Annotated in this window: 22 protein-coding genes; 11 read left to right on the top strand and 11 right to left on the bottom strand. The window is 73.0% G+C overall.

From position 1 onward, the window contains the following. Positions 1-5 precede the first annotated feature (5 nt). From ACFY9I_RS20935 to ACFY9I_RS20920, 4 genes are all read left to right on the top strand, one after another. Entirely contained in the window at positions 6-1,166 is a 1,161-nt protein-coding gene (locus ACFY9I_RS20935; protein ID WP_391003647.1) for an AAA family ATPase, read from the top strand. Then, complete coding sequence (locus ACFY9I_RS20930; RefSeq protein WP_391003645.1) at positions 1,163-5,119, top strand: DUF5682 family protein; 3,957 nt, start codon at positions 1,163-1,165, stop codon at positions 5,117-5,119. Before ACFY9I_RS20935 ends, ACFY9I_RS20930 begins: the two co-directional genes overlap by 4 nt. Then, positions 5,116-7,083, top strand: coding sequence for a hypothetical protein (locus ACFY9I_RS20925; protein ID WP_391003643.1), 1,968 nt, complete (start codon positions 5,116-5,118; stop codon positions 7,081-7,083). Before ACFY9I_RS20930 ends, ACFY9I_RS20925 begins: the two co-directional genes overlap by 4 nt. Positions 7,084-7,184: 101 nt before the next feature. Then, positions 7,185-7,781, top strand: coding sequence for a hypothetical protein (locus ACFY9I_RS20920; RefSeq protein WP_391003641.1), 597 nt, complete (start codon positions 7,185-7,187; stop codon positions 7,779-7,781). A 48-nt stretch (positions 7,782-7,829) separates the two neighbouring features. On the opposite strand, the gene ACFY9I_RS20915 is transcribed toward ACFY9I_RS20920, so the two are convergent. The 4 genes from ACFY9I_RS20915 to ACFY9I_RS20900 form a co-directional block, all read right to left on the bottom strand. Then, positions 7,830-8,852 carry a CNNM domain-containing protein gene (locus ACFY9I_RS20915; RefSeq protein WP_391003639.1) on the bottom strand — a complete coding sequence of 341 codons (1,023 nt, stop codon included), beginning with the start codon at positions 8,850-8,852 and terminating at the stop codon, positions 7,830-7,832. Beyond that, on the bottom strand, positions 8,849-10,192 hold the full coding sequence (locus ACFY9I_RS20910) for a CNNM domain-containing protein (protein ID WP_391003637.1): 1,344 nt from the start codon (positions 10,190-10,192) through the stop codon (positions 8,849-8,851). The genes ACFY9I_RS20915 and ACFY9I_RS20910 overlap by 4 nt, the downstream gene beginning before the upstream one ends. A 142-nt stretch (positions 10,193-10,334) precedes the next feature. Continuing rightward, positions 10,335-11,045, bottom strand: coding sequence for a response regulator (locus tag ACFY9I_RS20905; protein WP_391003635.1), 711 nt, complete (start codon positions 11,043-11,045; stop codon positions 10,335-10,337). Positions 11,046-11,098: 53 nt separating this feature from the next. Beyond that, positions 11,099-11,989: a histidine kinase gene (locus ACFY9I_RS20900; protein ID WP_391003633.1), complete on the bottom strand. Its 891-nt coding sequence runs from the start codon at positions 11,987-11,989 to the stop codon at positions 11,099-11,101. A 139-nt stretch (positions 11,990-12,128) separates the two neighbouring features. Between ACFY9I_RS20900 and ACFY9I_RS20895 the strand changes: the two genes are divergently transcribed. From ACFY9I_RS20895 to ACFY9I_RS20885, 3 genes are all read left to right on the top strand, one after another. Beyond that, positions 12,129-12,848: an ATP-binding cassette domain-containing protein gene (locus ACFY9I_RS20895; RefSeq protein ID WP_391003631.1), complete on the top strand. Its 720-nt coding sequence runs from the start codon at positions 12,129-12,131 to the stop codon at positions 12,846-12,848. Beyond that, a complete protein-coding gene (locus ACFY9I_RS20890) occupies positions 12,845-15,157 on the top strand; it encodes an FtsX-like permease family protein (RefSeq protein WP_391003629.1) in 2,313 nt (770 codons plus the stop codon). Before ACFY9I_RS20895 ends, ACFY9I_RS20890 begins: the two co-directional genes overlap by 4 nt. Positions 15,158-15,521: 364 nt before the next feature. Further along, a complete protein-coding gene (locus tag ACFY9I_RS20885; protein WP_391003627.1) occupies positions 15,522-15,734 on the top strand; it encodes a hypothetical protein in 213 nt (70 codons plus the stop codon). A gap of 142 nt (positions 15,735-15,876) precedes the next feature. On the opposite strand, the gene ACFY9I_RS20880 is transcribed toward ACFY9I_RS20885, so the two are convergent. Beyond that, positions 15,877-16,659: a DUF899 family protein gene (locus ACFY9I_RS20880; protein WP_391003625.1), complete on the bottom strand. Its 783-nt coding sequence runs from the start codon at positions 16,657-16,659 to the stop codon at positions 15,877-15,879. A 195-nt stretch (positions 16,660-16,854) separates the two neighbouring features. Then, positions 16,855-17,499 carry a TetR family transcriptional regulator C-terminal domain-containing protein gene (locus ACFY9I_RS20875; protein WP_391003623.1) on the bottom strand — a complete coding sequence of 215 codons (645 nt, stop codon included), beginning with the start codon at positions 17,497-17,499 and terminating at the stop codon, positions 16,855-16,857. Between the two features lie 192 nt (positions 17,500-17,691). Here ACFY9I_RS20875 and ACFY9I_RS20870 point away from each other — a divergent pair, with 192 nt between their 5' ends. Next, entirely contained in the window at positions 17,692-18,072 is a 381-nt protein-coding gene (locus ACFY9I_RS20870) for a hypothetical protein (protein ID WP_391003730.1), read from the top strand. On the opposite strand, the gene ACFY9I_RS20865 is transcribed toward ACFY9I_RS20870, so the two are convergent. Then, positions 18,069-18,539, bottom strand: coding sequence for an NUDIX domain-containing protein (locus ACFY9I_RS20865; protein WP_391003621.1), 471 nt, complete (start codon positions 18,537-18,539; stop codon positions 18,069-18,071). The genes ACFY9I_RS20870 and ACFY9I_RS20865 overlap by 4 nt on opposite strands. A gap of 67 nt (positions 18,540-18,606) precedes the next feature. Continuing rightward, positions 18,607-20,223 carry an apolipoprotein N-acyltransferase gene (lnt, locus tag ACFY9I_RS20860; protein WP_391003619.1) on the bottom strand — a complete coding sequence of 539 codons (1,617 nt, stop codon included), beginning with the start codon at positions 20,221-20,223 and terminating at the stop codon, positions 18,607-18,609. A gap of 282 nt (positions 20,224-20,505) precedes the next feature. Here lnt and ACFY9I_RS20855 point away from each other — a divergent pair, with 282 nt between their 5' ends. Then, the gene (locus tag ACFY9I_RS20855; RefSeq protein WP_391003617.1) at positions 20,506-21,495 is read left to right on the top strand and encodes an O-antigen ligase family protein; all 990 of its coding nucleotides are present in this window, start codon (positions 20,506-20,508) and stop codon (positions 21,493-21,495) included. 10 nt (positions 21,496-21,505) lie between these two features. Here ACFY9I_RS20855 and ACFY9I_RS20850 read toward each other — a convergent pair whose 3' ends face one another. After that, positions 21,506-22,063: a hypothetical protein gene (locus tag ACFY9I_RS20850; protein WP_391003616.1), complete on the bottom strand. Its 558-nt coding sequence runs from the start codon at positions 22,061-22,063 to the stop codon at positions 21,506-21,508. 50 nt (positions 22,064-22,113) lie between these two features. After that, positions 22,114-22,917: an aspartate/glutamate racemase family protein gene (locus ACFY9I_RS20845; RefSeq protein WP_391003614.1), complete on the bottom strand. Its 804-nt coding sequence runs from the start codon at positions 22,915-22,917 to the stop codon at positions 22,114-22,116. A 57-nt stretch (positions 22,918-22,974) separates the two neighbouring features. Between ACFY9I_RS20845 and ACFY9I_RS20840 the strand changes: the two genes are divergently transcribed. After that, on the top strand, positions 22,975-24,150 hold the full coding sequence (locus tag ACFY9I_RS20840; protein ID WP_391003612.1) for a glycosyltransferase: 1,176 nt from the start codon (positions 22,975-22,977) through the stop codon (positions 24,148-24,150). A 118-nt stretch (positions 24,151-24,268) separates the two neighbouring features. Here ACFY9I_RS20840 and ACFY9I_RS20835 read toward each other — a convergent pair whose 3' ends face one another. Further along, a complete protein-coding gene (locus ACFY9I_RS20835; protein ID WP_391003611.1) occupies positions 24,269-25,552 on the bottom strand; it encodes a TerD family protein in 1,284 nt (427 codons plus the stop codon). A gap of 314 nt (positions 25,553-25,866) precedes the next feature. On the opposite strand from ACFY9I_RS20835, the gene ACFY9I_RS20830 reads away from it, so the two are divergent. After that, positions 25,867-26,316: a DUF6643 family protein gene (locus ACFY9I_RS20830; protein WP_391003609.1), complete on the top strand. Its 450-nt coding sequence runs from the start codon at positions 25,867-25,869 to the stop codon at positions 26,314-26,316.

The following is a 26,316-nucleotide window of genomic DNA, read 5'->3' as shown; positions in this document are numbered from 1 at the left end:
CATCCATGACCGCGACCGACACGGCGACGGCCCTCCCGGCCCGGCAGACCCTGCCCGCCGAAGAGCGCCACGCCACCGAACTCGCCTTCCTCGCCGCCCAGGACGAGGGCCCCCGCCCGCCCGGCTGGCGCCTCACCCCGCGCGCTGTCGTCACCTTCGTCTGCGGCAGCGGCGGCGAGACCCTCAAGCTGCCCAAGCCGCACGAGACCCTCCCCGACAAGCTGGTGGTACCGCCCAAGTTCGTCGGCGAACGTGCCCTGGTGGAGCGGTGCGTGGTCACCCTCGCGGGCGAGCGCGGACTGCTGCTCGTCGGCGAGCCCGGCACCGCGAAGTCGATGCTCTCCGAGCTGCTGTCGGCCGCCGTGTGCGGCACAAGCGCACTCACCGTCCAGGGCACCGCCGGAACCACCGAGGACGCCTTCCGCTACGGCTGGAACTACGCTCTGCTGCTCGCGCAGGGGCCGACCCCGCAGGCGCTGGTCGACTCTCCCGTCCTCGGAGCCATGCGCTCGGGCCGGGTGGCGCGGGTCGAGGAGATCACCCGTTGTCTGCCCGAGGTGCAGGACGCCCTGGTGTCGATCCTGTCCGACCGCCGGGTGAGCGTGCCCGAGCTGTCCGGCACGGACGACGCCCAGGTGGCGGCCGCGCCCGGGTTCACTGTGATCGCCACGGCCAACCTGCGCGACCGGGGTGTCTCGGAGATGTCCGCCGCGCTCAAGCGCCGCTTCAACTTCGAGACGGTGCACCCGATCGCGGACGTCGACGCCGAGACTGCCCTGGTCCGGCGGCAGGCGGAGGCTGCCGTGCAGCGTGCGGGCGCGGCCTTCGGCGTCGATGACGCCGTCCTCGACGTCCTGGTCACCGTCTTCCGCGACCTGCGTGAAGGGCGCTCCGCCGAGGGCTGGGACGTGGAACGGCCGGGCACGGTGATGTCCACCGCCGAGGCCGTGCAGGTCGCCGCGTCGCTCGGGGTGGCCGCCGCGTACCTGCCCGGCGGGGACGCCCTCGACCTGGTCCCCGGTCACCTGCTGGGCGTGGTCCGCAAGGACGACCCGGCCGACCACGCCCGGCTGCTCGGCTACTGGGACGGCCCGGTCCGCCGCCGCGCCGAGGACGGCTCGGCGATGTGGCGCCGCCTCTGGGACCTGCGGGAGAACCTTCGGTGACGCTCTCTCCAGACCCGCGCGAGGCCGTCACGGCCCTCGCCCGCTCCACGGTGCCGTATCTGCTGGGTGTACGGCACCACAGCCCGGCCCTCGCCGCGGCCGTGCCCGCCCTGCTGGACGCCTCCGGCGCCGAGGTGGTGTGCGTGGAGCTTCCCGCCGACTTCCAGCACTGGCTCACCCACCTCGGTGCCCCGGGGACCGTCGCTCCGGTCGCCCTGGCCGGTGCCGTCGACGGCGGACGGCTCGGCTTCTACCCGTTCGCCGACTTCTCCCCGGAACTCGCCGCGATCCACTGGGCACGGGAGCGGGGGGCGCGGGTGGTGTGCTGCGACCTGCCGATGTCGGACCGAGGGTGGAACGCGGACCGACTGGCGGTGAGCGGTGCGCGGCCGGGAGCGAACCCTGATGGCCCGGAGACGGACGCGGACGGCCCGGGAGCGAGCCCGGACCGTCCGGGGGCAGGCACGCACCGTCGGAGGGCAGGCACGGACCGCCCCGCGCCCGGCCGGGAGACGCGTAGTGCGCTCGTCGGTGCGGTGCCCGTCGTCCCGTCCACCGGATTCGCGGAGGCACTGGTCGCCGCCGGGACCGGGCGTGACGGTGACGATCTGTGGGATCGCTGTGTGGAGGTGCTTGCCCCTGGCTGCGCCCCCGAGGCGATCCGGCGTGCCGCGCTCGGCGTCGGGTGGGCGCTGCGCCGCGACGCCGAGTCCGCGGGCGGCGTACCGCCGGTGGATCTGGCCCGCGAGGCCCATATGCGCGAGACGATCGCCCGTGCGGCGACGTGCGGGCGCAGGGTCGCCGCCGTCATCGGCGCGTTCCACGCACCGGCCCTCATGGAAGCGCTCACGGAGGTCGCCGACGCGGACGCGGAGCGGACCCCGGCCGGATCGGCGGAGGACGGGGCGGGCGGCACGGCCCCGGTCCTGCCCACCGCTCGTGCGCGAGGCACGGCATCAGGCGGCAGTGGCGCGGGCCTCGTCGGGGAGCACCCACCCGTGGTCACCTCGCTCGTCCCGTACTCCTTCGACCTGCTCGACTCCCGTTCCGGGTACCCGGCGGGCATCCGGGACCCCCGCTGGCAGCAGGCGGTGTTCGCGGCCGAGGGCGACCCGGAGCGGCTGCACGACGCGGCAGCGCGGGCGATCACCGATGTCTGCCGGGAGCTGCGCGCCGCCGGGCACACGGCAGGCACGGGCGAGGCCACCGAAACTCTGCGGATGGCGTGCGACCTGGCCCGTCTCCGAGGACTCGCGGCACCCGGACGCGGCGAGGTGCTGGAGGCGCTGACGACGGTGATGGGGCAGGGTGAGCCGCTGGGCCGTGGCCGTGCCCTCGCGCGCGCCCTCGAAGTGGTCCTGGTCGGCACCGACCGGGGCCGGATCGCACCCGGCACACCGCGCTCCGGGCTCGGCCCGTCCGTGGAGGCGGAGTTGGCCGAACTGCGGCTGCCCGGCCCGGACGACCCGGCCGCGCGCGAACTCCGGCTCGACCCCCTCCGCTCCGCCCTCGACGGCCGCCGAGAAATCCTTCTCCAGCGCCTGGCGGTGTGCGGCGCGGGCTATGGCGAGGCCGTGGAGGTGGCCGGCACGGGTGACGGTACGGCGCTCACCACCCGGTGGCGGCTGTCGTGGACGCCTGCCGTTCCCGTACGGCTCGACCTGGCCGGGATACGGGGTGTGACGGCGGCCCTGGCCGCCGAGGGCACCCTGCGGGAGACGTTCCGTCGGGAGTCGGCGGACGGCGGACCCACCTGCGCCCTCGTCCTCGCCGGACTACGGGCGGCGGCCCGCTGCGACCTGCCCGCTCTGGTCGCCGACCGTCTGGCCGACGCCGCCGTCGTGCTCCCGGCCACAGCCACGCTCCCCGAACTCCTCGAAGCACTCGATCTGTTGGAAGCGCTACGGCGGGGCCATCTGCCCGGCACCACGACCGAGGGGAGGCGGGAGGCCGCCGAACTCGCCGTCGACCTCCTGGAGGCGGCGGTCCGCGCCCTGCCCGGCCTGGCGGGCAGCGACCAGCCGGAGGACGCTGCCGCACTCGTCGCACTCGCCTCACGAGCCGGGGAACACCGCCTTGGCCTGCGGATGGACGACGCGCTGGGCACCCTCGCCCGTACCGGCTCGCCGCTCGTCCAGGGTGCCGCCCTGGCCGCCCGGGTCCTGCTCGACCTGGACAACGCCGACATCCTCGGCGCGCGTGCCGCCGGCTGGATCGACACGGCCACCGGCCCGGACGGCCGCCTCGGCCTGGCCCGCCGCCTCACCGGCCTGCTCAGCGGAGCGGCCCCGCTCCTGCAGTCCTCGCCGACCGCGCTGGACCCGCTGCTCGACCGGATCGACACACTCACCGACCAGGGCTTCCTGGACCGGCTGCCCGCCCTGCGCGGCGGCTTCGACACGCTCACTCCGGCCGGCCGCGACCGCCTGCTCACCACCGTGACCGAACGCCTCGGCGACCGCCTCGACCTGTCGCTCGGTGCCTCTCCGAATCTCCTCGCCCTGTGGACGGCGGCGGACACGGCGGGCCTGGCAGCGGTCGCCTCCCTCCGACTGCCTACCGGACCGGCCACGGCGGGGCGGCCCGACGGCTCCGACACGTCGCAGTCCCCGGCGGCTTCGGCCGCGTCGCCGGAAGACTTCGTCGTCGGCGCGAAGGATGCCGCCCTCGGCCCCGAAGCAGCCGTCGGCCCCCCGGAGCGCCTCGTCGACCACGTCGACCACGTCGACCAGGTCGACCACCAGGAGCGTCTCGCCGGCCGCGCGGACACCACCCCGACCACCCCGACCACCCCCACCCCCACCACCTCGACCACTCCTTCCTCCCTCCACCTGTCCCCCACCGACCGCTGGCGGCTTCTGTTGGGACGGGAGAGCGAGAAGCTGCCACAGGGCGCCCGGCGTTACGCGCACGCGTTGGACGAGTTGTACGGCTCGGGCCGGGGCGAGGGCTCCGCGGATCTCGGCCGGGGCGGCGGCCACGGCCAGTCCGGTGGGCAGGACGCCTCGTTCCCCACGGCCCGGGAGTGGGCCGAGGAGTTGGACGCGCTGTTCGGCGCGGAGGTCCGCGAGGAGGTGCTGGCACGCGCCGCAGACCAGGGCCGTACGGACGTACTGGCCGAGCTCGACCCCAAGGCGGTCCGCCCTTCGATCGACCTGTTGACCTCCGTGCTGTCCCTTGCCGGAGGAATGCCCGAGCAGCAACTGGCCAGGCTGCGCCCGTTGGTACGGCGTCTGGTGGACGAGCTGGCCAAGGAACTCGCCACCCGTATGCGTCCCGCGCTCACAGGTCTGGCCACCCCGCGCCCCACCCGTCGCCCCGGCGGCCGGATAGACCTGCCCCGCACCCTGCGGGCCAACCTGGCGCACACCCACCGGACGGCCGACGGACGGACCATGGTCGTACCGGAGCGGCCGGTCTTCAGCACCAGGTCACGCAAGGAGGCGGACTGGCGGCTGATCCTCGTGGTCGACGTGTCCGGATCGATGGAGGCGTCCGTCATCTGGTCGGCGCTCACCGCGGCCGTCCTGGGCGGGGTGCCCACCCTGTCCACCCACTTCCTGGCGTTCTCCACCGACGTGATCGACCTGACGGACCGCGTGGAGGACCCCCTGTCGCTGCTCCTGGAGGTACGGGTCGGCGGCGGTACCCACATCGCGGCCGGCCTCGCACACGCCCGCTCCCTGGTGACGGTGCCCAGCCGGACCCTCGTGGTGGTCGTGAGCGACTTCGAGGAGGGGTACGCGCTGGGCGGGCTCCTCGGCGAGGTCCGGGCCCTCGCGAGTTCCGGAGTGCATCTGATGGGCTGCGCCGCCCTGGACGACACCGGCACCCCGCGCTACTCGGTGCCGGTCGCCCAGCAACTCGTCGCGGCCGGCATGCCCGTCGCCGCCCTCAGTCCCCTCGCCCTCGCCCGCTGGGTGGGCGACCGCCTCCGCGGAGAGAACCGATGAACCCCGAACTGCCCCCGGCAGCCCCCGATGTGGTCGCCGCCGCCGTCGAGAGCCTCACTTCCCGGCTGCGCAAGAAGCTGGACGCCGCGATCGAGTCGTACACGGCGGTACCCGTCACGGCAGACGGCGGTGTCCTGCGCATCAGGTGCGGCGAGGACGCCGAGGTCACCCTCGCTCCAGGACCGACCGGCGCGGTCACGGACGCCGAGCAGGCGGTGTGCAGTTGCCTGCTCGCACCCCGGTGCCTGCACCGCGCCGCCGTACTGAGTGCCTGCCCTGTGGCCGACGCGGAGACCGTGCCCGAGTCGACCGGCGCGACAACAGGTAGGACGGCGGCAGAAGGCAACGTCACGCCAGACGGGACACCGTCAAGCGCCTCAAGCGGAGTATCCGCAGGCACCGAGCCCTCCGCGACCGGCACCCAAGGGACGCCGGACCCGGCCCAGACTTCCACCCCAGGCACCGCCACTACCCACACCCCGGCCCCGGTCGCCCCGACCCCCGCCCAGGTCGCCGCCGCCGGCGCCCTCTGGGCAGCCGCCGCGACCGTACTCGCCGCCGGCGTCCCCGCGGCGGGTGCGGTACCGCAGGCCGAGTTGTTGCGGGCCGCGCACACGGCGCGGCTCGCGGGGTTGCATCGCGCCGAGGCGGCCGCTCTGCGGGTCGTGCGCGGACTGCGGGGCGCCCGCGCCCGGTACGACGGCCACCGGCTGGCCGACCTGGTCGTCAGCGTCCGCGAACTGCTGCTCACTACTAGTCTGCTGTCGGCGGCGGACCCGGATCCGACCCTGGTCGGCACGGCCCGCCGCGCCTACCGGCCAGGCGGCAGCCTGCGGGTCCACGGTGTCTGCCGGGAGCCGGTGATCGCGTCCACCGGCTACGGCGGTGTCGTCACCCACCTGGTGTCCGACGAGGGGCGCTGGTTCTCCGTGGCCGACGTCAAACCCGGTGGCCCGGCCCGCGCCCGGGGCGCGGCCACCGCGACGGTCACGCTCGGCTCGGGCACCCTCAACCACGCCCAGCTCTCCCGGGGCGGGTTGCTGATCTCCGGCGCCACACTCTCCCCCGACGGTCGTCTCGGCTCAGGCAAGGGCGTACGGGCCACTCCGCTCGCCGGTCTGTCCTGGTCGTCGGGTCCGCTCGCCGCCCTGTTCGCACGACCCTTGGCCGAGGTGGTCGCCGAACGGTTCGTGGACGCCCCCGGGGCCGACCCCGAGCAGGCCGAGCAGGCGCCACGCCGGCTGATCGGCTGCGACCTGGTCCTGGTCGGCGCCACGGGCGACCATCTGCTCGCTCGAGAACTCTCCCCCACCGGGCGCCCCTCGGCGAGCGGCCTCCTGGTCCGCCTGACCCCCGCCAACGGCCACCCCGACCTCGCCCACACCGCCAATTTCCATCAGCTCGCCTCCCGGCCCGGCCTACGGCTGCGCGTCATCGGCCGCCTCGACCCCGACCGCGCCGCCACACTCCGCCCGCTCGCGGTGGGGCCGGTACCGGGCACCGACGAGACCCTGCGGCTGCCGGACGACTGGCAGGGCCACGCCGACCTGGGCTACGACCGTCTTCAGGGCGCGCACTTCCCACCGCCGTCCGCCGTGCCCGCCGTGGACGACCTCGCCGGCATCCCGTCCGACCCTCTTGCCGAGGCCCCGCTGTGGCGGCTGCGGCGGCTGGTCGAGGTCGCCGTCTCCGGAGGCCGGCGCGCGGTGGCCGAACCCGCCCGTGACGGCGACCGCAGTGGGGGCCGTGCGGCCCTGCGGCGCAGCGGATTCCGCACGGCCGCCGATCTGGCGGTCACCCTCGCCGAGGAGGCCGACCGCCGCTCCCGCGATGTCTTCGGCCGCATCACCGACCCCGACCCGGCCCCCTACGCCCGGGCCTGGCTCGCCACCGCCGTGTATCTGGCGGCCACCGAACGCGCCCTGATCCGGGCGACCTGGCAGCCACAGCCCTCCGACACCTGAACCACCACCCAACCGCCCCGCCCCGCCCCCGGGACCACTTCCGCTCCGGCGCACCGACGCCGCCCAAACCAAGCTGGATATAGGGAAGTTAGAGTGATCCGATGGATCTCGGTGCGGTGCTGATCGCAGTGGCGGGTGTCGGCGGCACCCTCGGGGCGGCGCTGCTCACGCAGCGCGGTGCCGAACGGGCCAAGCAGCGCGAGCTGGAGACGGCGCAGGCCTTCGAGGAGGCCCGGCAACACCGCGAGCTGCGGCGCTCCTGCTACGCGGAACTCCACAAGGAGGCACGGCAGTTCGCCACGGCGCTCAGCCGTCATCTGTACGTCCTGCGCGATCGTGCCGCCGAAGCCGAGGACGTGCGGGCGCTCGAGGAGACCAAGGACCGCTATCGCGACCGATGGTCCGAGGCACTGATGATCGCCCCCGACACGGTGATCGCCCCGGCCACCGAGGTGAACGGCGCGCTCAACCGCGCCTACGGCCAGGTCAAGCGCCTGGAGCAGGGCAACCCCCGGCCGGGAGAAAGCCCCCTCACGGCGGCCGAGGCCCAGCACGCGCTCTGGGCACTCATCGCCACCATGCGCGGCGCCATGCGCGCCGACCTGGGGGTGGGCGAGGCCCTCCCGCCCCAGCTCACCCCAGGGCGGGACCGGCTCGAAGCCATGCGGCAGGACCTGAGCGCCCCGGAGGAGTCCTGAAGCACCCGGGCACCCTGAACCAACCGCCCTCAGCAGGTCTCGGACACCTCAGACCACCCGCGGTTGCAGATAACGCGCCAACAGGTCGTCCAGGCTCACCAGGCCGGTGAGCCGGCCCGTGTCGTCATGGACCAGGGCGAGCGTGGCACGGTGTCGGCGCAGGACGTCGATCGCGTCGGCGACCGTCGCGCCGTCCGGCAGCTCCGGTACGGGCCGGGCGAGAGCGCGAGCCGTGACGACGCGCCCCTTCGTCCGGGCGACCAGGGCGTCTCGGGCGTGGATCGAGCCGAGGACCGTACCGCCGTCGGTGCGCACCAGGAGGCGGGTGCGGTCGTGGTCGGCCGCGGCGCGCAGCACGGCCTCGACATCGGCGTCCGCGTCGACCGCGGTGATCTCGGCGGCTGGGACGGCGAGGTTTCGCACCGGGGTCTCGGGCTCGGTCAGCGAGCGGGTGATCAGCTCGGAGTCGGTCTCGCTGATCAGTCCCAGGCGCTGAGATTCCTCGACGAGATGGGTGAGTTGCTCTCGGTTGTGGACGGAGGCCAACTCGTCGCGCGGGGTCACCCGGCACAGCCTCACCAGGGCGTTGCTGACCCGGTTGAGCAGTCCGATCAGTGGTCGCACGGCCGTGACCACGGCCCGGAAGGGCGGGGAGAGCAGCATCGCCGAGCGCTCGGGGTGGGCGATGGCCCACGACTTGGGTGCCATCTCGCCGACCACCATGTGCAGGAACACCACCACGACCATGGCGACCGCGAAGGCCACGCCGTAGCTGAGCGCGCTGGGCAGGCCCAGGTCGTGCAGCAGCGGGTCGAGTTCGTGCGAGATGGCGGGCTTGGAGAGGGAGCCGAGGCCCAGGGTGCAGACGGTGATGCCGAGTTGGGCGCCGGCCAGCATCAGGGACAGCTCGCGCATACCGGCGAGGGCGGCCTTGGCGCCGCGTTGTCCGGTGGCGGCGGCCTGTTCCATACGGTGGCGTCTGGCGGCGACGAGCGCGAACTCGGCGGCGACGAAGAACCCGCTGCCGATCAGCAGCAGGACGGTGACGAAGAGCGCCATGGGGAAGCTCATGCCTGTTCCTCCTCGCGCTCGCGCACGGGCAGCCGCTCCAGGCGGACCCGGTCGGGCACGTGCCGGTCGAGCGTGCGTACGTCGATGACCGCGCGGCCGCCGTCCGGCAGGTCCACGGTGAGCCGGTCGCCGATGGCCGGGAAGCGTCCGAGACGGTCGACGACGAGTCCGGCCACGGTGTCGTAGTCCTCCTCCTCGGGCAGCTCGATGCCGGTCGCGCCGGCGACTTCGTCGAGGCGCCGCCCGGCGTCCACCAGCCAGCCCGCCCCGTCCGCGACGGCGAGTTCGGTGACGGTGTCGGACTCGTCGGCGATGTCGCCCACCAGTTCCTCGGCGATGTCCTCGTACGTCACGATGCCGGCCACTCCCCCGTGCTCGTCCAGGACCACGGCGAACTCGTCGTCCCGCTCCCGCATCCGGGTCACCGCGTCCGGCAGCGGCAGTGTGTCGGGCAGGAGCAGCGGGCGGCGCGCGAGGGCACCCGCGGTGGTGGCGGTGCGGGGCTCCGCGGGCAGCCGCATCAGCTCGCGTACGCCGAGCACCCCGGCGACGTCGTCCGGGTGGTCGCCGAGCACCGGGTAGTTCGAGTGGCCGTGCTTCGCGATCAGCTCGACCGTCTCGGCGGCGGAGGCGTCCTTGCGCACGAACACCGCGTCGGCGCGGGGCACCATCACCTCGTCCAGGGTCCGCTCGGAGAACTCCAGGGCGTGGTCGAGCAGTTCGGCGGTGTCCTTGGGCAGCTCGCCCTGCTCGTGGGACTCACCGATGAGGTGGCCCAGTTCCTCCAGGGTCGCCCCGTGGTGCAGTTCCTCGACGGGTTCGATGCCCACCCTGCGCAGCAGGCCGTTGGCAGCGCCGTCGAAGACGTGCACCACCGGGCCGACGATCCTCAGGTACGCGAGCGTGGAGGCGGCCAGTGACTTCGCCAGCCGCTCCGGCACGGCGAGCGCGAGGTTCTTCGGGGCCAGTTCGCCGAGCACCATCTGGACGACGGTGGCCGCCACGAAGGCCAGCACCACGGAGATCGCGCCGACCGCGCCCTCCGGAACACCGATCCCGGTCAGGGCCGGTTCGAGCAGTGCGGAGACGGACGGTTCGGCGATGAAGCCGACGATCAGGCCGGTGACGGTGATGCCGAGCTGAGCGCCGGACAGCATGAACGACAGCCGCTCCAGCACCTTCAGGGCACGTGCCGCGCGCCGGTCGCCCGCCTCCGCCTCGCGCGCGAGGGCGAGGCGGTCCGCGGAGACGTAGGCGAACTCCTGGGCGACGAAATAGCCGGTACCGGCGGTCAGGACGAGGACGGCCAACAGGCCGAGGACGGCGTTCGCGGCGCTCATCGGAGCGTGAACGGGGACGAGGACGCGGGAAGGGAGTGAGAGGGGGAGGGGGAGTCCGTCGGTCTGGCGGACACGGGCTTGCTCCTTCAGTCGGTGTGCAGTACGTGAACGATCCTGATCGGATCTTCGTTCCCGGCCGCGGTCACTCCTGCCCCGGCGCGGCGCTCGGCCTGATCAGCCCCTTCTCGTACGCGATCACCACGGCCTGGGCGCGGTCCCGCAGATCGAGCTTGGAGAAGATGCGGGCCACGTGCGACTTCACCGTGGCTTCGCTGAGGGTGAGCTCGGCGGCCAGTTCGGTGTTGGACAGGCCGCGTCCTAGGAGGGTCAGGACCTCCAGTTCGCGGGGTGTCAGGGCTCGGAGGTCGGCGTGCGCGGCGGCCGGGTACGGGACTTCCGTGGCGAAGCGTTCCACGAGCCGCCGGGTGATGGAGGGGGCGAGCAGCGCGTCGCCGGTGTCGACGAGACGTACGGAGGCCGCGAGGTGCTGCGGGGTGACGTCCTTCAGGAGGAAGCCGCTGGCCCCGATCGACAGGGCCGTGTAGACGTAACGGTCGAGGTCGAAGGTGGTGAGCATGAGCACCCGGCAGTCCGGGTCCCGGTCCAGGATGCGGCGGGTGGCCTCCAGACCGTCCATGTTCGGCATGCGGATGTCCATCAGCACGACGTCCGGTCGCAGCTCACGCGCCATCGCGACCGCTTCGGCGCCGTCGGCCGCCTCGCCCACCACCTCGATGCCCCGGGCCGTGAGGATCAGCCGGAACCCGGTCCGAATCAGCGTCTGATCGTCCACGACGAGCACGCGCGGCCCCGACCGGCTCCCGGCCGCCTGGTCGGTCTCGGTCACGGTCACGGGCCTGATCCCCGCTTCTCCGGTCCCGGAGGCCGCTCCCATCTCCCCCGCCCTCACGGTCGGTCCAGGGGGATGCGCGCCCGGACACGGTAGCCACCGCCGAGGCGGCCCCGGGCGTCCAGGTCTCCTCCGTACACCGCGACCCGCTCCCGCAGCCCCAGCAGTCCGCGCCCCGTGCCGTCCCGGTGTCGCCGAGCGGGCCGCGCGGAGAGGGAGTCGGATGTGAGGTCGCCGGTCAGCACGCTGGGGCCGGTGTTGAGCACCTCCACGCGCAGCGCGTGGTCGGCGTACCGCACGGTGACCTCGGCCTTGCCGCCGTCGCCGTGTCTGAGCGCGTTGGTCAGTGCCTCCTGGACGATGCGGTACGCCGTCACGTCGATGCCCTGGGGCAGCGGGCGCGGCTCCCCGGAGATCCGCACCTCGACGGGCAGGCCGGCGAAGGAGATCCGGTCGACGAGGGTGCAGAGCCGGTCGAGGCCGGGCTGTGGCGTCAACTCGGCGGTGTCGTCTCCGTGTCGGATCGCGCCCGAGTGCGTGACCGGATCCGCTTCGGCATCCTCGCCGTTCTGTGCGGGCGCCAGCAGGCCCAGCAGATACCGGAGGTCGGTCATCGCGCCGCGTCCCGCGTCCTCGACGGCCAGCAGGGCCGCCGCGGCCTCGTCGGGCATCGTGCCCAGCACCTCGCGGGCCGCCCCCGCCTGGACCACCATGAGGCTGACGTTGTGGCTGACGATGTCGTGCAACTCCCGTGCGATGCGGTCCCGTTCGGCCGCGATCGCGGCGCGGGCGGCGCTCTCCCGCTCCCGTTCGAGCAGCCAGCCGCGCTCCCCCACCGCCGTGCGCCACCGGCGCCGCGTGCGCACCAGTGCCACCGCGAGCCATGCCGCGGCGACACACACCACCCCCGACGACACCGCCACTACTTCGGTCCCCCGTTCCCACATGGGGTTCACCTTGGCAGACAGCGCCGCGCTCCGCATCAGCCCCGGGGTCGGGGTCCCTGCATCTCCGGGATGAGGTGCGGGCCCCGTTGCCACCCCAGGAGGGATGTCCCGGGCGGGTTCCTCGCCTAGCGTCCGACGCATGGTCATCGAGTACATCCCTGAGGACGTCAGGGGAGAGGCCGTCGTACGACTCGACGGTGTGCGCAAGGAGTACGGCGACACAACGGCACTGGACGGTGTGTCGCTCGAGATCCGGGCCGGGGAGGCGGTCGCGGTGATGGGCCCCTCGGGGTGCGGCAAGTCCACACTGCTCAACATGATCGCCGGTCTGGACCGTCCGACGGGCGGAACGGTCGTCGTGCACGGCGAGAACGTGGGGGAACTGAGCGAGAAGGGGCTCGCCCTGTACCGGCGGCGCCGCATCGGCATGATCTTCCAGTTCTTCAACCTCATCGACGATCTGTCGGCGCTCGACAACGTGGCGCTGGCCGCCCAGTTGACCGGCACTCCGGCCCGGCAGGCCCGCCGCCGCGCGCTGGAGCTGTTCGACGAGCTCGGCATCGCCGGCCGGCGCAACGCCTACCCGGCGGTGCTCAGTGGCGGTGAACGGCAACGGGTCGCCGTAGCACGGGCGTTGATGAACCGGCCGGCCCTGCTGCTGGCCGACGAGCCGACCGGCGCCCTGGACAGCCGGGCCGGCGAGCAGGTGATGGATCTGCTGCTGGACCTCAACCAGATCGGTCAGACCCTGATCCTGGTGACCCATGACGAGCATCTGGCCCGGCGCTGTGCCAGCCGCCTCGTCGAGTTCGCGGACGGCCGGGTCACCGGCGAGCACACCCTGGAGCCGTCCGCATGAGGGCGGTGTGGCGGGCCGCCCGCGCGGCGGTACGGCGGCGCAGGCTCCAGACGCTGGTGATCGGGCTGGTCACGCTGACCTCGACGGCGGCGATCGTGGTGGCGCTCGGGCTGGTCGACGCGGCCTCGTCCCCGTTCGACAAGGCCTTCGCCGCGCAGCGCGGGCCGCATGTGGCCGCCGTGTTCGACGCCGCGAAGGTCTCGGACGGTCAACTGACGCGGGCCGCCCGGCAGTCCGGCGTCACGGCGACCGCGGGCCCCTTCCCCCAGGCCACCGTCGAGCTGCCGAGGGGGGTCATGGACTACGGCCTCGGCAGCGAACTCACCGTCGTGGGCCGGTCCGGCCCCGGGGGCCCGGTGGGCCGGTTGGACCTGTGGGCGGGCCGCTGGGCCACCGGGCCCGGAGAAATCGTCCTCAACCGGCAGTCGGACTGGACGGCGGACGACCTCGGCAAGGAACTCCGGCTGCCGTCCGGCCCGACGCTCACCGTCGTCGGCTTCGCCTTCGATCTGAGCCGCACCGCCGACGCCTGGGTCTCCCCCGGGCAGATCCGGGCCCTGCACCCGACGGCCACGCAGCTGCTGTTCCGCTTCGCGGACGCCTCGTCGGACAGTCGACTCAGCCGCCAACTGGACGCGGTGACAGAGGAGTTGCCGAAGGGCTCGCTGACCGGCTCACGGTCGTACCTCACCCTCAAGGACCGGATAGGCAGTTCGGCGCGGGCGTACGCGCCCTATCTGCTGGCCTTCGGCGTCCTCGGGGTCGCCGTGGCCGTGCTCATCGTCGCCAACGTGGTCAGCGGCGCGGTGATCTCCGGTTTCCGGCACATCGGCATCCTCAAGGCGCTGGGGTTCACCCCGGGGCAGGTGCTGGCCGTCTACCTCGTGATGATCTCCGTCCCGGCGGTGCTGGGCTGTGTCCTCGGGACGATCGCAGGCAATCTGGCGGCACGGCCCCTGCTGCGGTTCGCGTTCACCGGACCGGACGCGGGCGTGTTCCACGACACTGTCTCGCTCGCCCCCTGGGTGAACGTCCTCGCCCTGGCCGGCATACCGACCGTGTGCCTCCTCGCAGCGCTCGCGCCCACGGCGCGCGCCCACCGGCTCTCCGCCGCGCGGGCGATCAGCGCGGGCAGCGCGCCGCGCGCCGGCCGGGCGCTCGGTGTCCAGCGCCGGCTGGCGGGCAGTCGGCTGCCGCGCTCGGTGAGCCTCGGGCTGGGCCTGCCGTTCGCCCGGCCGGGGCGCAGCGCCCTCACGCTCGCCGCCGTGGTGCTCGGTGTGACCACCGTGACGTTCGCGACCGGCCTGGCCACGACGATGGACCGGCTCGGCAACGCGGGCCGCGACGCCTACCAGGTCACGGTCTACGTGGGGAAGTACCGCGACGGCAAGGAGACGAAGCCGGTCCACGACGATCTCGCCCTGCACGCCCTGCTGCGCTCGCTGCCGGACGCACGCGAGGTCACCGCCAGGGCCGACACCGAAGTCCGGCTGGCGGGTTCCACGGAGAAGCTGTGGCTCGAAGCCCGTCGCGGCGACCGGCCCCTGATGGGAAACGTGCTCACCGAGGGCCGCTGGCTCCGGGGCACCGGTGAGGTGGTGGCGGGCTCGGCCTTCCTGCGCAGGCACGGCCTGGACGTCGGCGACCGCTTCCGGTTGGAGAAGGGCGATCGCGGCGCGGACATGGTCGTCGTCGGGGAGTACATGGAGACCAACGCCCGTGCCGTCGTCGCGGACTGGGCGACCATGCGGACGGTGGCCCCGCAGGAGAAGCCCATCGCCTACCACGTCAAGCTCCGCGACGGGGCCGACGCGGGAGCCTACGCCCGCGCCGCCGAAGCGGCCGACCCCGGGCTCAGCCCGTCTCCGACCGGAGCCAACTCCGCCACCCAGACCATCATCGGCTCCGCCACCGCTCTCACCCTCCTGCTCGCCGCCGTCGCGTCCCTCGGTGTCTTCAACACGGTCGTCCTCAACACCCGCGACCGCCGCCGTGACCTCGGCATGCTCAAGTCCATCGGTATGACACCACGCCAGGTCACGGTGATGACCCTGGCCTCGATGGCCCTGCTCGGCTCCCTCGGCTCGCTCCTGGGCATCCCGCTCGGCGTGGCGGGCCACAGTCTGGTCGTTCCCCGGATGGCGGACGCGGTGGACCTCACCCTGCCCCCGTACATGACGGACGTCTGGAACGGCGCGGCCCTGACCGGCGTCGCCCTCGCGGGTCTCGTCATCGCCGTCCTGGGCGCGTACATCCCGGCACGCCGCGCCGCACGGCTGACGATCGCCGAGGTGTTGCACAACGAGTGAGACCGATCGCCCGAGTGGCACAACGGCTGCTGGGTCCGCGGTCCTGAACGGGTTCCCGCACCGCTCGGCGCGACGACAGTGCGCGGCGGCCGTCACGACGAGTCGGTGCAGCCCGAGACCCGGCCGTGGGACGGCGACTGGGAGATGGTCGTCGTCACGGCGACCGGACGACAGCCGGCCGAACGGCGCCGACCTGCGCGTACGACTGACGGCCCCGCGCCTCACCGAACCACGGGAGGGCTTCTGGCTCCGCCCGACCAATGTCCCTCCCACTCGTTCGCCGGCCCTCGGCCCCACGGTCCAGCGCTTCACCGGTCGCCCGAGCCGCCAGGGCACGACCGCCCAAGGCACGACGGACCAGGCCTTGGCGGCGAGCCTGTGGCTGTTGGGCGCCTGGGCCGCCACCGCCGAGGCACTGCCCGCGCAGCTCACCCGCACCGAGGCGCCCGCCGACCGCTTCACCGCCCTCGCGGCCGCCGTACGGCACCTGCTGGCCGACCCCGTGCTGCCATCGGACTCCCGCCGGAGCACCGCCGGACCCCGAACTGCGGGACGCCTACACGACGTACCGGCGTGAGTTGATCGAGACGGTACTGGGCGCACCGACTGATCCCCTGCCTCTCCGGCCGTGCCCGCGCCTGCGACCGACCGGGCCGGTACACCTCTCGCCGACGCCGTCGGTGAAAGCACCTCGGTGAACGCAACTCGGTGAACGCATGTCAGTGGTGGTGGCCCCGTCGGCCGAGGGTCTCCACGGGCGTCGCGCCGGGGCGGGTCCACTGCGGCACGGGGCGGCTGGTGGGGCCCCAGGTGGCGTTCCCGTCCGCGTCCGAGCGCCACGACCAGCACGGGCTTCCTCCCTCCGGCCGGCCCTCGGGGTTTTCCTCCCACGCCTCACCACGGCCGTAGGGCGTCATGTCGAGCAGGCCGAGGGAGCCGTTGACACGCTCGTTGCCACGGCCCGTCGTCGAGTAGGTGAGGAACACACGGTCGCCGTCGCGCAGGAAGCAGGTGAGGTGGCCCATGTCGCCGCCGACCGGTGCGTCCACGTCACGCACGGAGTACCAGGGCTGGGTGTAGCCCATGAACTCGACGTAGGAGGCCACCTCGTCCCACGGGCCGGTGGTCACGATCGCGAACGAGACGCCACGGGCGTTGAGGTAAACCGCGTCCTTCAGGTGCCAGGCCGTGGTGGTGCAGCCCTCGCACTGGCCCTGGTGCGGCGCGCCGTCGTACCACATGTGCTTGTAGACCACGAGCTCGTCGCGCCCCTGGAACAGGTCCAGGAAGAGGATCGGGCCGTCCGGCCCGACGACCTCGACCGTCCCGTCGCACTCCACCATCGGCAACCGACGGCGGGCCGCGGCGATGGCGTCGCCCTCCCGGGTGTGGGCCTTCTCGCGGACCAGCAGCTCGTCCCTGGCCGCCTGCCAGGTGGCCGCATCCACCACGGGCGGGCGGCCGGGCAGGGCGGTGGTCGGTTCGTCCGGCATGGTCGTCATGGTGTCCTCCGTGGTGTCTCGTGCGGGCAACGTCGTGCGACGCTCGACGACGATCACCAGTACAGACCCTCGACGCTGCCGAAACTCATCGCGGCGGGGACACTTCCCTGTCCGCCGGGGCATCCCTCGCAAGGCGGTGGACAGCGGCAGCCGGCAGGTGGTGGACCAGGAGCTCGGCCCGTCGGAGAAAGAGGCTCAGCTTGCCGACGGGCCACTTTCGGCCCGGCTGTCCACGGCCCCGGCGACCAGGGCTTCCAGTTGTTCCGCCACCTGGTCGAGCGGCTGTGTGCTGCGCTTGGCTCGGCACATGGCGATGGCACCCTCGGCCGAGGCGACGACGAGGGCGGCGAGCGCGGGGGCCCGTTCCGGTTCCGCGCCGTGCGCGCGGAGCGCGTCGGTGAGCAACTGTTCCCAGTGGCCGAAGGCCTCGGCGGCGGCGATCAAGGCCGGGGGGATCTCGTCGCTCGGCGGCTCCTCGACCGAGACGGCGAGCACGGGGCAGCCTGCGTGGAACTCACTGTCGAGCACGACGCCGCGCCACAGGGCCAGGAAAGCGCGCAGTCCGGCGACCGGACCCGCCTCCAGCTCCCTGCGCAGAATGCGAGTGACGGCGGCATCGGCGTACCGGACGGCCTCGGTGGCCAGCTGCTGTTTCCCCTCGGGGAAGTAGTGGTACGTGGAGCCGAGCGGCGCCCGGGCGTGTTTGGCCAGGTTCCGGATGCTCGCGGCGTTGAGGCCCCGCCGGCTGATCAGATCGGCCGCCCCGGCCACGATGCGTTCCCGGGACGGTGTGCCGTCCTTGGCCACGACCTTCTCCCCTCTGCTTATGTCGATCGTCATAGTCTAGCGCGATCACCGCTTGTGACGATCGCCATGGACCTCACGCACGCCCGCCGCACCACAGGGTGACCATCTCAAGCCCGCCCTGTATCCGCGCCTGACCCACCCTGCCCCTCCCGGCCCGCGACTCGACGCACCCCGTTGATCGACATGTGATCGGCGGCCCGTAACGCCGCCACCGCCGGGACCGCGGTGATCGCGTTCTCCCTGGTGGCCCTCTCGTACCGGTCGGCCGCCGCCGCCCTGCAGACGGCGTTCTCGGGCGGCGGTCTGTTCTCCGAACCTGGCGACCTCCTGCGCCAGTGGCTGCTGCTCGGCGCCTGGGCGGGCCCGGCGGGCAGCTCGCTCGGCGAGTGGCTCCTGTACCGCGCCGTGGACCTGCTGCTGCTCGTGGAGGTCTGGTGGGCGCTGCGACTGCCCACCCCCACCCCGGTGCCGCAGGTCACCGCGGGGAAACCCCTCACCAGCATCACCAGGAAGACCACCCGCCACGACGCTGCCGCCGTGGCGATCGGAAGGCGCGCCCTGGGGCACCCGATCCGGCGACGGACGACACCGCCCCATAGTCCTTAGGAACGGTCGAACCACGCGGGCGCGTCGGAGAGTGTCTGCTTGATGCGGAACAGCGCGAACTCGCTCAGGTCCGGCAGAGCGTCCAGGGAGAACCAGCCGACGTCCAAGGACTCGTCGTCGTTGACCCGCGCCTCGCCGCCGACGGCACGGCAGTGGAACGTGGTGTCCATGTACTGGCAGATGTCCCCGTTTTCGTACCACACCGGGTCCAATGCCTGGACGAGGACGATCCGTTCGGCCACGCACCGGACCGCCGTCTCCTCGAGGACCTCCCGCACGGCACAGGCCGCGGGCTGCTCCCCCGGCTCCGGAATGCCGCCGATCAGCGACCACTGTCCGTTGTCCGACCGGCGGTTGAGCAGCACTCTGCCCTCGTCGTCGAGGACGAGGGCGGTGACTCCGGGGAGCCAGAGCAGTTGGTTGCCGGCGGAAGCACGGAGTGTGCGGATGAATTCAGGGGTAGCCATGGGGCCGACCCTAACGGGCCGGTTCCGTCATTCCGTGGCAACCGTGACGCGCACGAGAGGCGTACGGCTACACGCCACCGGCGCGCCTCCCGCGCACACCTGACGCGATGGCCCAGCCGAGCCCACCGGCCGCGACCAGCACCAGGAGCATCTCGGGCAGGATGCCGAGCGTGGTGGCGGGCGTTTGTGAGGATCGCAGCGGCACCTTCTGGACCAGCGAGTCCGGGACGAACATGCCGGTCCTCTGGGTGATCTTCCCGTCCGGCATGATGATCGCACTGACGCCGCTGGTCACCGGCACGGTGACGGTGCGGCTGTGCTCGACGGCGCGGACCCTGGACATGGCGAGCTGCTGGTAGGTCATCTCGCTGCGGTCGAAGGTGGCGTTGTTGCTCGGCACCGAGATCAGTTGGGCGCCGTCGGTGACCTCGGAGCGCACGGCCCAGTCGAAGGCCGCCTCGTAGCAGGTGACGAGGCCGATCCTGGCGCCGTCCATGGTGAACACCCCGGGCTCGGAGCCCCGGCTGAAGTCCTGGCGGACCATGGACGTCCACTCACTGTTGATGGCGCCGATGAGCGACCGCAGGGGCAGGTACTCGCCGAACGGCTGGATCTGCCGCTTGTCGTAGGTGTCGACGGGGCCCTTCTCCGGGTCCCACAGGATCTGCTCGTTGTAGAGCTTGCCGTCCCGCTCGACGACACCGCCGACGGAGATGGGGGCGCCGATGGCGGTGGCCGCCTTCTCGATGACCTCGCGCGCGTCGGGATTGGCGAAGGGGTCGATGTCGGAGGAGTTCTCCGGCCAGAGCACGAAGTCGGGTCGCGCGACCTTGCCGGCCTCGACCTCGGCGGCCAGGCGCTCGGTCTCCCTGGCGTGGTAGTCGAGCACGGCGCGCCGCTGGGCGTTGAAGTCGAGCCCCAGTCGCGGGACGTTGCCCTGGACGACCGCGACGGTCGCGGTTCCGGCCTCGGCCTCGTCGCTCACCAGAGCGCGGGACGCGAACGCGCTCACCAGGGGAACGGCCACGGTCAGTGCCGCCACCGCGGCGGCGCCCCGGCGTACGGCCGCGCCGGTGCGCCGCTTCTCGACGGCCAGCCGGACCACTTCGTACAGGCCGAAGCCGCAGAGCACGACCGCGAACCCCAGGACCGGTGTGCCGCCCAGCGCGGCCAGCGGCAGGAAGACACCGTCCGCCTGTCCGAAGGCGATCTTGCCCCAGGGGAAGCCGTTGAAGGGGGCACGCGCGCGTGCCGCCTCACCGGCGATCCACAACGCGGCGGCCCACACCGGCCAACCGGGCAGCTTCGACACGGCGGCGACGCCCGCGCCGACGAGCGCCACGAACACCGCCTCGATCACGACGAGCGCGAGCCACGGCCCGGGACCGACCTCCACGCCGGTCCACACCAGCAGCGGCAGCAGGAAGCCGAGGCCGAAGAGATAGCCGAGGCCGAGGCCCGCCTTCCAGCCGCGTCCGCGCAGCACCCAGCCGAAGACCGCGAAGGCCGGCAGGGCGAGCCACCACAGGGTCCGGGGCGGGAAGCTGACGTAGAGCAGCACCCCGGAGAGGGCCGCGGCGGCGGCCGGAAGGAGCCGGTTGACCCAGCGGGACGCCCGGGACACGGGCGTGGCCTGGGGTTCGAGCTGTTCCGGCTCGTCTACGGGAGTGGCGGTGACGGTCACTCGGCGAGTCTACGGCGCGTCACCCCGACCCTGACAGCGTGGTCCGCGCATACCGCGTGAGGCATGTGTCGCACCTCTGCCGCAACGTTTCTGCGCAACTCGTCCACAAAGCGGCGCATCACCCGTTACGGTGTGCGCGAGCCTCTGACGTGCGGCCGAACGCGGCTGAGCGGTCGAGGCCCGGCACAATCGGGGGGCGACGCGTTGGGGTCCACGGGGACGGAGTCCGCGGCCGGAGCGTCGGCCGCGCAGGAGAGACGGAACGTTTCCGACGTCACGGGTGTGCTCATGCTCGGGGCGTGCGCCACCTGGTCGTTGATCACGGCGGCGGCGCGGGACGGCCGTCCGGAGGGTGTGCTGCTCGCCGTGCTCGCCCTGGCGGGCGGTTATGCGGCGGGCCGGATCTGCGGCGGCCTGCTGCCGGTGACGGCCCCCTCCGTCGGAGCGCTCGCCGGTCTTGGTCTGGCGGCCACGGCCCCGCACACCATGACGGGTTCACCGCTGGTGTCGCCGCTCGGCCACTCGGGCGCGACTGCCGCGCTGCTGGTCCTGGCCACGGGAGCCGCCTGCTGTGCCGCCTGGGCGGTCCGCTCGTCCGGGCCCCGGCTGGCTCTGCGGCTGCTGGCCGCCGGCATCGCGGTGACGGCGGCGGTACTGGGCTCGACCACCGGCGTCGCCGCCTGCGCGGGAGTGCTGCTGTGCTCGCTCGCGGCGGCACGTATGCGCCACCGGGGCCTGGGCATCGCGGGGCTCGCGCTCGTCATGGCGCTGGTCACGGGGACGGTCTGGGCGATCGCCGAGGCCGCGTTGCCCGCCGGGCTGACCGACGCACTGGAGGGGCAGCTCACCCCGCACCGGGTCCTGCTGTGGCACGACGCGCTCGACCTGGTCCACCATGAGCCGCTGCTGGGAGCGGGGCCGGGCCGGTTCGGGGAGCTGAGCCCGACGGTCGCCCGGTCGCTGCCGACGGACGACAAGCCCCACTCGGCGGCGTTGCAGTTGGCGGCAGAGCAGGGGGTCGTCGGGGTCGCGCTGCTCGCGGCGGTGTTCGGCTGGGTCCTGTACGTCCTGTGGCGGGCCCCGCGCCCCACTCCGGTGGTCCTCACCGCGGGTGCGGCCCTGACCGCGTTGGCCGTGATCGCGGCGGTCGGCAACGCGCTCAGTTTCACGACGGTGACGGCGGGCGCGGGCCTCCTGGCGGGGATGGCGACGGCCCGGCCCATGACGGACGAGAGCGACGGCGTCGGGACGCCGGACCCCGACGACCGGTAGAACGACGGCGTCAGCGCGCGGCGTCGGACGCCTTCGGCGTCAGCCGGGCGCGGATGACACGCACGGCCGTCTCCGCGTTGTCCACGGTGATCGTGAACGTGTGGCCGTCCCAGAGACGCAGCACCACGGCCTCACCACGCCGTACGACGACGGCGGTGCCCTTCTCCGGCCGCCAGCGGTAGCCCCAGCCGCCCCACTGGTGGGGGGTGACGCACGGGGCGAAGACGGCGTCGGCGACCTGGGACAGGGGAATGCGGCGGCGCGGCACACCGATGTGCCCGCAGCGCACTTCAAGGCAGTCCTGATCGACTTTCACCGAGACGTGCACGAACGCGAGCGTCCCGAAGAGGACGAGCAGGCCGGCCGCGATGCAGCCGACGACCGACATGAGGAGCGGGGCGACACCGGACGTCCAGGCGGAGTCGACCGCGAGTTCGATGCCCAGCGCCATGCAGGCGGCACCGCCGAGGGCGAGCAGCCACTGACCGCGGTTGGTCGCGCGGCCGGTCCAGACCTCGGGGTGGGGGCCTTCGGGCGTGCCCGTCTCACCGTGGGGGTGGTCCGTCATGGCTTTGAGAGTACTCAGGTTCCGCAGCGCGGGCACGTGGTCGCGCAGCGTCACTGCTCCGGGTGGGCGGCCAGCGCGGCACTGCCGCCGAGCAGCCTGCCCTCCTCGTACGCCAGAGCGGGGGCGGGCAGCGCGCCCTGGCGTCCGCTGAGGATGACCGTCAGCGTCGACCCGGTCCAGTCCGCCTCCGGCTTCGGCAGCTCGCCGATGCGGCGCAGGGCCTGGGCGGCGACGGCGCCGGCGGAACCGTGCAGGACCAGGGGCGGCCGGCCGGGCTTCTGGACGGCAGCGCGGATGCGTTCAGCGACCAGTTCGTAATGGGTGCAGCCCAGGACGACCGTCGTCACCTCGTCCGGAGTCAGCGCGGCCGCCGCGGCGACGGCGGCGTCGATCGCGTCGTCGTCGGCGTGCTCCACGGCCTCGGCCAGGCCCCAGCAGGGCACCTCGGTGACCGCGACACCGTCGGCGAACTCCGCGATGAGGCCGCGCTGGTAGGGGCTGCCGGTGGTGGCGGGCGTCGCCCAGATGGCGAAGGGGGCTCCGCCGGACGCGGCAGGTTTGATCGCCGGGACCGTGCCGATGACGGGCAGAGCGGGTTCGAGGAGGTCGCGCAGGGCGGGCAGGGCGTGCACGGACGCGGTGTTGCAGCCGACGATCAGGGCGTCGGGCCGGTGCGCGGCCGCCGCCTCGGCGACGGCGAGGGCACGCTCCGTGAGGTCCTGGGGAGTGCGCGGGCCCCAGGGCATGCCGTCGGGGTCCGAGGAGATCACGAGATCCGCGTCGGGCCGCAGCCGCCGCACCGCTGCGGCGGCGGGGAGCAGACCGATACCGGAGTCCATGAGCGCGATCTTCACCCGGTCACGATAGACGATGGCCTCGGTCGGGCCGCTTCGGTGGGGCAGACTGCGGGCGTGAGCGCCATCGCGTGGACCGCCGCCGGATCATTCGCCGCCTGGTTGTGGCTGCTGCTGGGCCAGGGCTTCTTCTGGCGCACGGACGTACGCCTGCCGCCCCGCCGTGACGTCGACGACTGGCCGTACGTCTGTGTCGTCGTCCCCGCGCGCGACGAGGCCGCCGTACTGCCCGAGAGCCTGCCGTCCCTGCTGGCCCAGGACTATCCGGGCCGCGCGGAGGTCTTCCTCGTCGACGACGGCAGTTCGGACGGGACCGCTGAGCTGGCCCTTGACCTGGCCGGACGCTTCGGCGGGCTGCCCCTGACCGTGTCGTCGCCCGGGGAGCCGCCCTCGGGCTGGACGGGCAAGCTCTGGGCCGTGCGGCACGGAATGGCGCTTGCCCGTGCGCACGAGCCCGAGTTCCTGCTGCTGACGGACGCGGACATCGCCCATCGGCCGGACAGCCTGCGCGCGTTGGTGGCAGCCGCGCGCACCGGGGGCTTCGACCTCGTGTCGCAGATGGCGCGCTTGCGGGCCGAGAGTGTGTGGGAACGGCTCGTCGTGCCCGCCTTCGTCTATTTCTTCGCCCAGCTCTATCCGTTCCGCCGGGTCGGTGTGCGGGGCTCGCGCACGGCCGCCGCGGCGGGCGGCTGTGTGCTGCTACGGGCCGAGGCCGCCGAGCGGGCGCGGATCCCGGACGCGATCCGGCAGGCCGTCATCGACGACGTCGCGCTGGCCACGGCGGTCAAGAGGAGCGGCGGGCACATCTGGCTGGGGCTGGCCGAGCGGGTGGAGAGCGTCCGACCGTACCCCCGGCTGCACGACCTGTGGCGCATGGTCTCCCGCAGCGCCTACGCCCAACTGCTGCACAACCCGCTGCTGCTCGTCGGCACGGTCCTCGGCCTGGCGCTGGTCTACCTCGTCCCGCCCGTCGCCCTCCTGACGGGTCCGGCCTCGGGAGACCTTCCGGCGACGGTTCTCGGCGGCCTCGCCTGGCTGCTGATGACGGCGACGTACGTGCCGATGCTCCGCCACTACGGTCAGCCGCTGTGGCTCGCTCCCCTGCTGCCGTTCACGGCGTTCCTGTACCTGCTGATGACGGTCGACTCCGCGGTCCGGCACCACCGGGGACACGGCGCGGCCTGGAAGGGCCGCACCTACGCGCGCCCGGACGCCGTCCCGGACGAGGGCTAGCCCCGGGCCGGCCCGGACCGGGGCCTCCTCCGTCCCGGGGCCGCTGCTGCCTGCCGATACCGGGGCCGCTGCTGCCTGCCGATACCGGGGCCGCTGCTGCCTGCCGATACCGGGGCCGCTACTTCCTGCCAGGAGTCCAGTTCATCCCCCACCCGTAGGCGTGGTCGACCGTACGCTGCGGACTCACCCCTCGCTCGGGGACGAGGTAGCGGGCCTCGCGCTGGACGATGAGGTCGCCGCCCCGGTTGGTGATGAGGGCGAGGGCGCAGACGGTGGAGGGGACGGTGCACTCGTCGAGGGAGAAGTCGACGGGGGCGCCGTGCTGTGGGTGGAGAGTGACCGTCGCGTGCAGATCGGCGAAGGAGCGGGCGCCCTCGTAGATGGTGACGAAGATGAGGACGCGCCGCAGGTCCTGCTTGTGGTCGAGGTTGATGGTGAGGTTCTCGCCGCTGCTCACGGCGCCGGTGCGGTCGTCGCCGTCGAGGTGGATGAAGGGCGGCTGATGCAGGGCCCCGAAGGCGTTGCCCAGGGCCTGGACCACGCCCTTCCTGCCGTCGGACAGCTCGAACAGGGCGCACAGGTCGAGGTCGAGGTCCGCGTGCATGGCGACTGCCCGGCCCAGCTTGCTGCCCCAGCCGCTGAACTGTTTGCGCACCTCCCAGTTGAGGTTCACGCGCATGGCGCCCGAGGTGCCGCCCTGCTTGGCCAGGGAGACGGTTGGGGCCTCCTTGGTGAGCGTGACCTTGGTGAGACGCACCGGGGCCGGCGGTACGGACGGCGGGGGCGGGGTGGCCGTCACCGGGGGCTGCACGGTGACGGGCGCAGCGGTGACGGGCGCGGACGGAGCTGCGGGCGCTGGGGTCGCCGCCGTGTGCTGCGGTTCGTCCACGGTGATGCCGAAGTCGGTGGCGAGGCCTTCCAGCCCGCTGCTGTAGCCCTGGCCGACGGCGCGGAACTTCCAGGCGCCCTGACGCCGGTAGAACTCCCCGAGCACGAAGGCGGTTTCGACACCGGCGTCCTTGCTGTCGAAACGCGCGACCTCGGTGCCCGCCCGCTCGTCGAGCACCCGGATGTACAGGCCGGGCACCTGCCCGAAGGTACCGTCGTCCGTCGAGGCGACGAGCACCACGGTCTCGATGGCGGGCTCCACACGCGCGAGGTCGACGAGGAGCGAGTCGGTCACCTGCCCGCCGACGTCCCGCTTGCCCTCGTGCCGGACCGCGCCCGAGGAGTGCGCGGGCTGGTTGTAGAAGACGAAGTCGGCGTCGGAGCGCACTTTTCCGCCCACCAGCAACAGCGCCGAGGCGTCCGTGTCGGGCACGCCCGGCCCGGAACGCCGGCCCAATTCCACGCGCAGCGCGGTTGTCGGCACCGCGGTGTTCGATCCTTTCGGCATTGACATGTCCGCCCCCATCAGAAGATCACCAAGAAGGTCGTCACCGGGCCGCGTCCCCGCGTCCGTCGGATCCGTGCCGATCCGTTGTCGACGCCCAACCTATTCCCCCGGCCCCGGAACCCCCAGAACCCGTACCGAAAGACCATCGGTCAACCGCCGGTAACCGGCCGGGAACTCGCCCATTACACGATCAGAACGCGTTCCGCTGCCCTTTTTCGCCGAGTTCGCTCGCATTGGGGATCCAGCGTCACGGCCGACACGGAAAAGAACCCTCTTATCGGTCTCCCCAACCAGCACATCGTGGGCTTAACTTATGTGCCATGACCTCCCCCCGCTCCACCTACGGCGGCGGTTACTACTCCGCCTCGTCCTTCGCGGACACCCCGATCTACGACTCCCTCGTCGCCGAGCGGGGAACCCCTCAGATCGCCCCGATCCGGGTACCCGCCCAGTACGACACACCGGGCAGCAACCTGCCCGCCCTCCCGTCGGCGCTTCCCGCCCTGCCGTCGGGTCCTTCCCAGCCGTCCCCTGCCTACGGTTATCCGCAGGCCCAGCAGCCCTCGCCGCTGCAGCAGGCGCCCAACGCGTACATCCCGCAGCAGGCAGCGGGCCCGCGGGGCTATCCGGGCGCCCAGCCCCAGCAGCAGCGTCCGATGGGAGGCAACACCGGCTACGAGGCCATGCGCCCGGCGGCTCCTCGCCCGGCCCAGACCGCCGCTCCATACCAGCAGGATCCGTACAACAACCAGCAGTACCGCGGATACTGA

It is taken from the genome of Streptomyces sp. NPDC012510, from assembly GCF_042955065.1.
Taxonomy (GTDB): Bacteria; Actinomycetota; Actinomycetes; order Streptomycetales; family Streptomycetaceae; genus Streptomyces.
Note: the sequence above shows the minus strand (reverse complement) of the source record. Positions and strands in the feature narration are given on the sequence as shown.

Excerpts from the sequence above, each read along its gene's own strand:
- ACFY9I_RS20835 (WP_391003611.1), bottom strand. The coding sequence starts at position 25,552 with ATGTCAATGCCGAAAGGATCGAACACCGCGGTGCCGACAACCGCGCTG.
- ACFY9I_RS20890 (WP_391003629.1), top strand. The coding sequence starts at position 12,845 with ATGAGGGCGGTGTGGCGGGCCGCCCGCGCGGCGGTACGGCGGCGCAGG.
- ACFY9I_RS20895 (WP_391003631.1), top strand. The coding sequence starts at position 12,129 with ATGGTCATCGAGTACATCCCTGAGGACGTCAGGGGAGAGGCCGTCGTA.
- ACFY9I_RS20880 (WP_391003625.1), bottom strand. The coding sequence starts at position 16,659 with ATGACGACCATGCCGGACGAACCGACCACCGCCCTGCCCGGCCGCCCG.
- ACFY9I_RS20925 (WP_391003643.1), top strand. The coding sequence starts at position 5,116 with ATGAACCCCGAACTGCCCCCGGCAGCCCCCGATGTGGTCGCCGCCGCC.
- ACFY9I_RS20935 (WP_391003647.1), top strand. The coding sequence starts at position 6 with ATGACCGCGACCGACACGGCGACGGCCCTCCCGGCCCGGCAGACCCTG.
- ACFY9I_RS20920 (WP_391003641.1), top strand. The coding sequence starts at position 7,185 with ATGGATCTCGGTGCGGTGCTGATCGCAGTGGCGGGTGTCGGCGGCACC.
- ACFY9I_RS20915 (WP_391003639.1), bottom strand. The coding sequence starts at position 8,852 with ATGAGCTTCCCCATGGCGCTCTTCGTCACCGTCCTGCTGCTGATCGGC.
- ACFY9I_RS20850 (WP_391003616.1), bottom strand. The coding sequence starts at position 22,063 with ATGACGGACCACCCCCACGGTGAGACGGGCACGCCCGAAGGCCCCCAC.
- ACFY9I_RS20900 (WP_391003633.1), bottom strand. The coding sequence starts at position 11,989 with ATGTGGGAACGGGGGACCGAAGTAGTGGCGGTGTCGTCGGGGGTGGTG.
- ACFY9I_RS20830 (WP_391003609.1), top strand. The coding sequence starts at position 25,867 with ATGACCTCCCCCCGCTCCACCTACGGCGGCGGTTACTACTCCGCCTCG.
- ACFY9I_RS20910 (WP_391003637.1), bottom strand. The coding sequence starts at position 10,192 with ATGAGCGCCGCGAACGCCGTCCTCGGCCTGTTGGCCGTCCTCGTCCTG.
- ACFY9I_RS20875 (WP_391003623.1), bottom strand. The coding sequence starts at position 17,499 with ATGACGATCGACATAAGCAGAGGGGAGAAGGTCGTGGCCAAGGACGGC.
- ACFY9I_RS20865 (WP_391003621.1), bottom strand. The coding sequence starts at position 18,539 with ATGGCTACCCCTGAATTCATCCGCACACTCCGTGCTTCCGCCGGCAAC.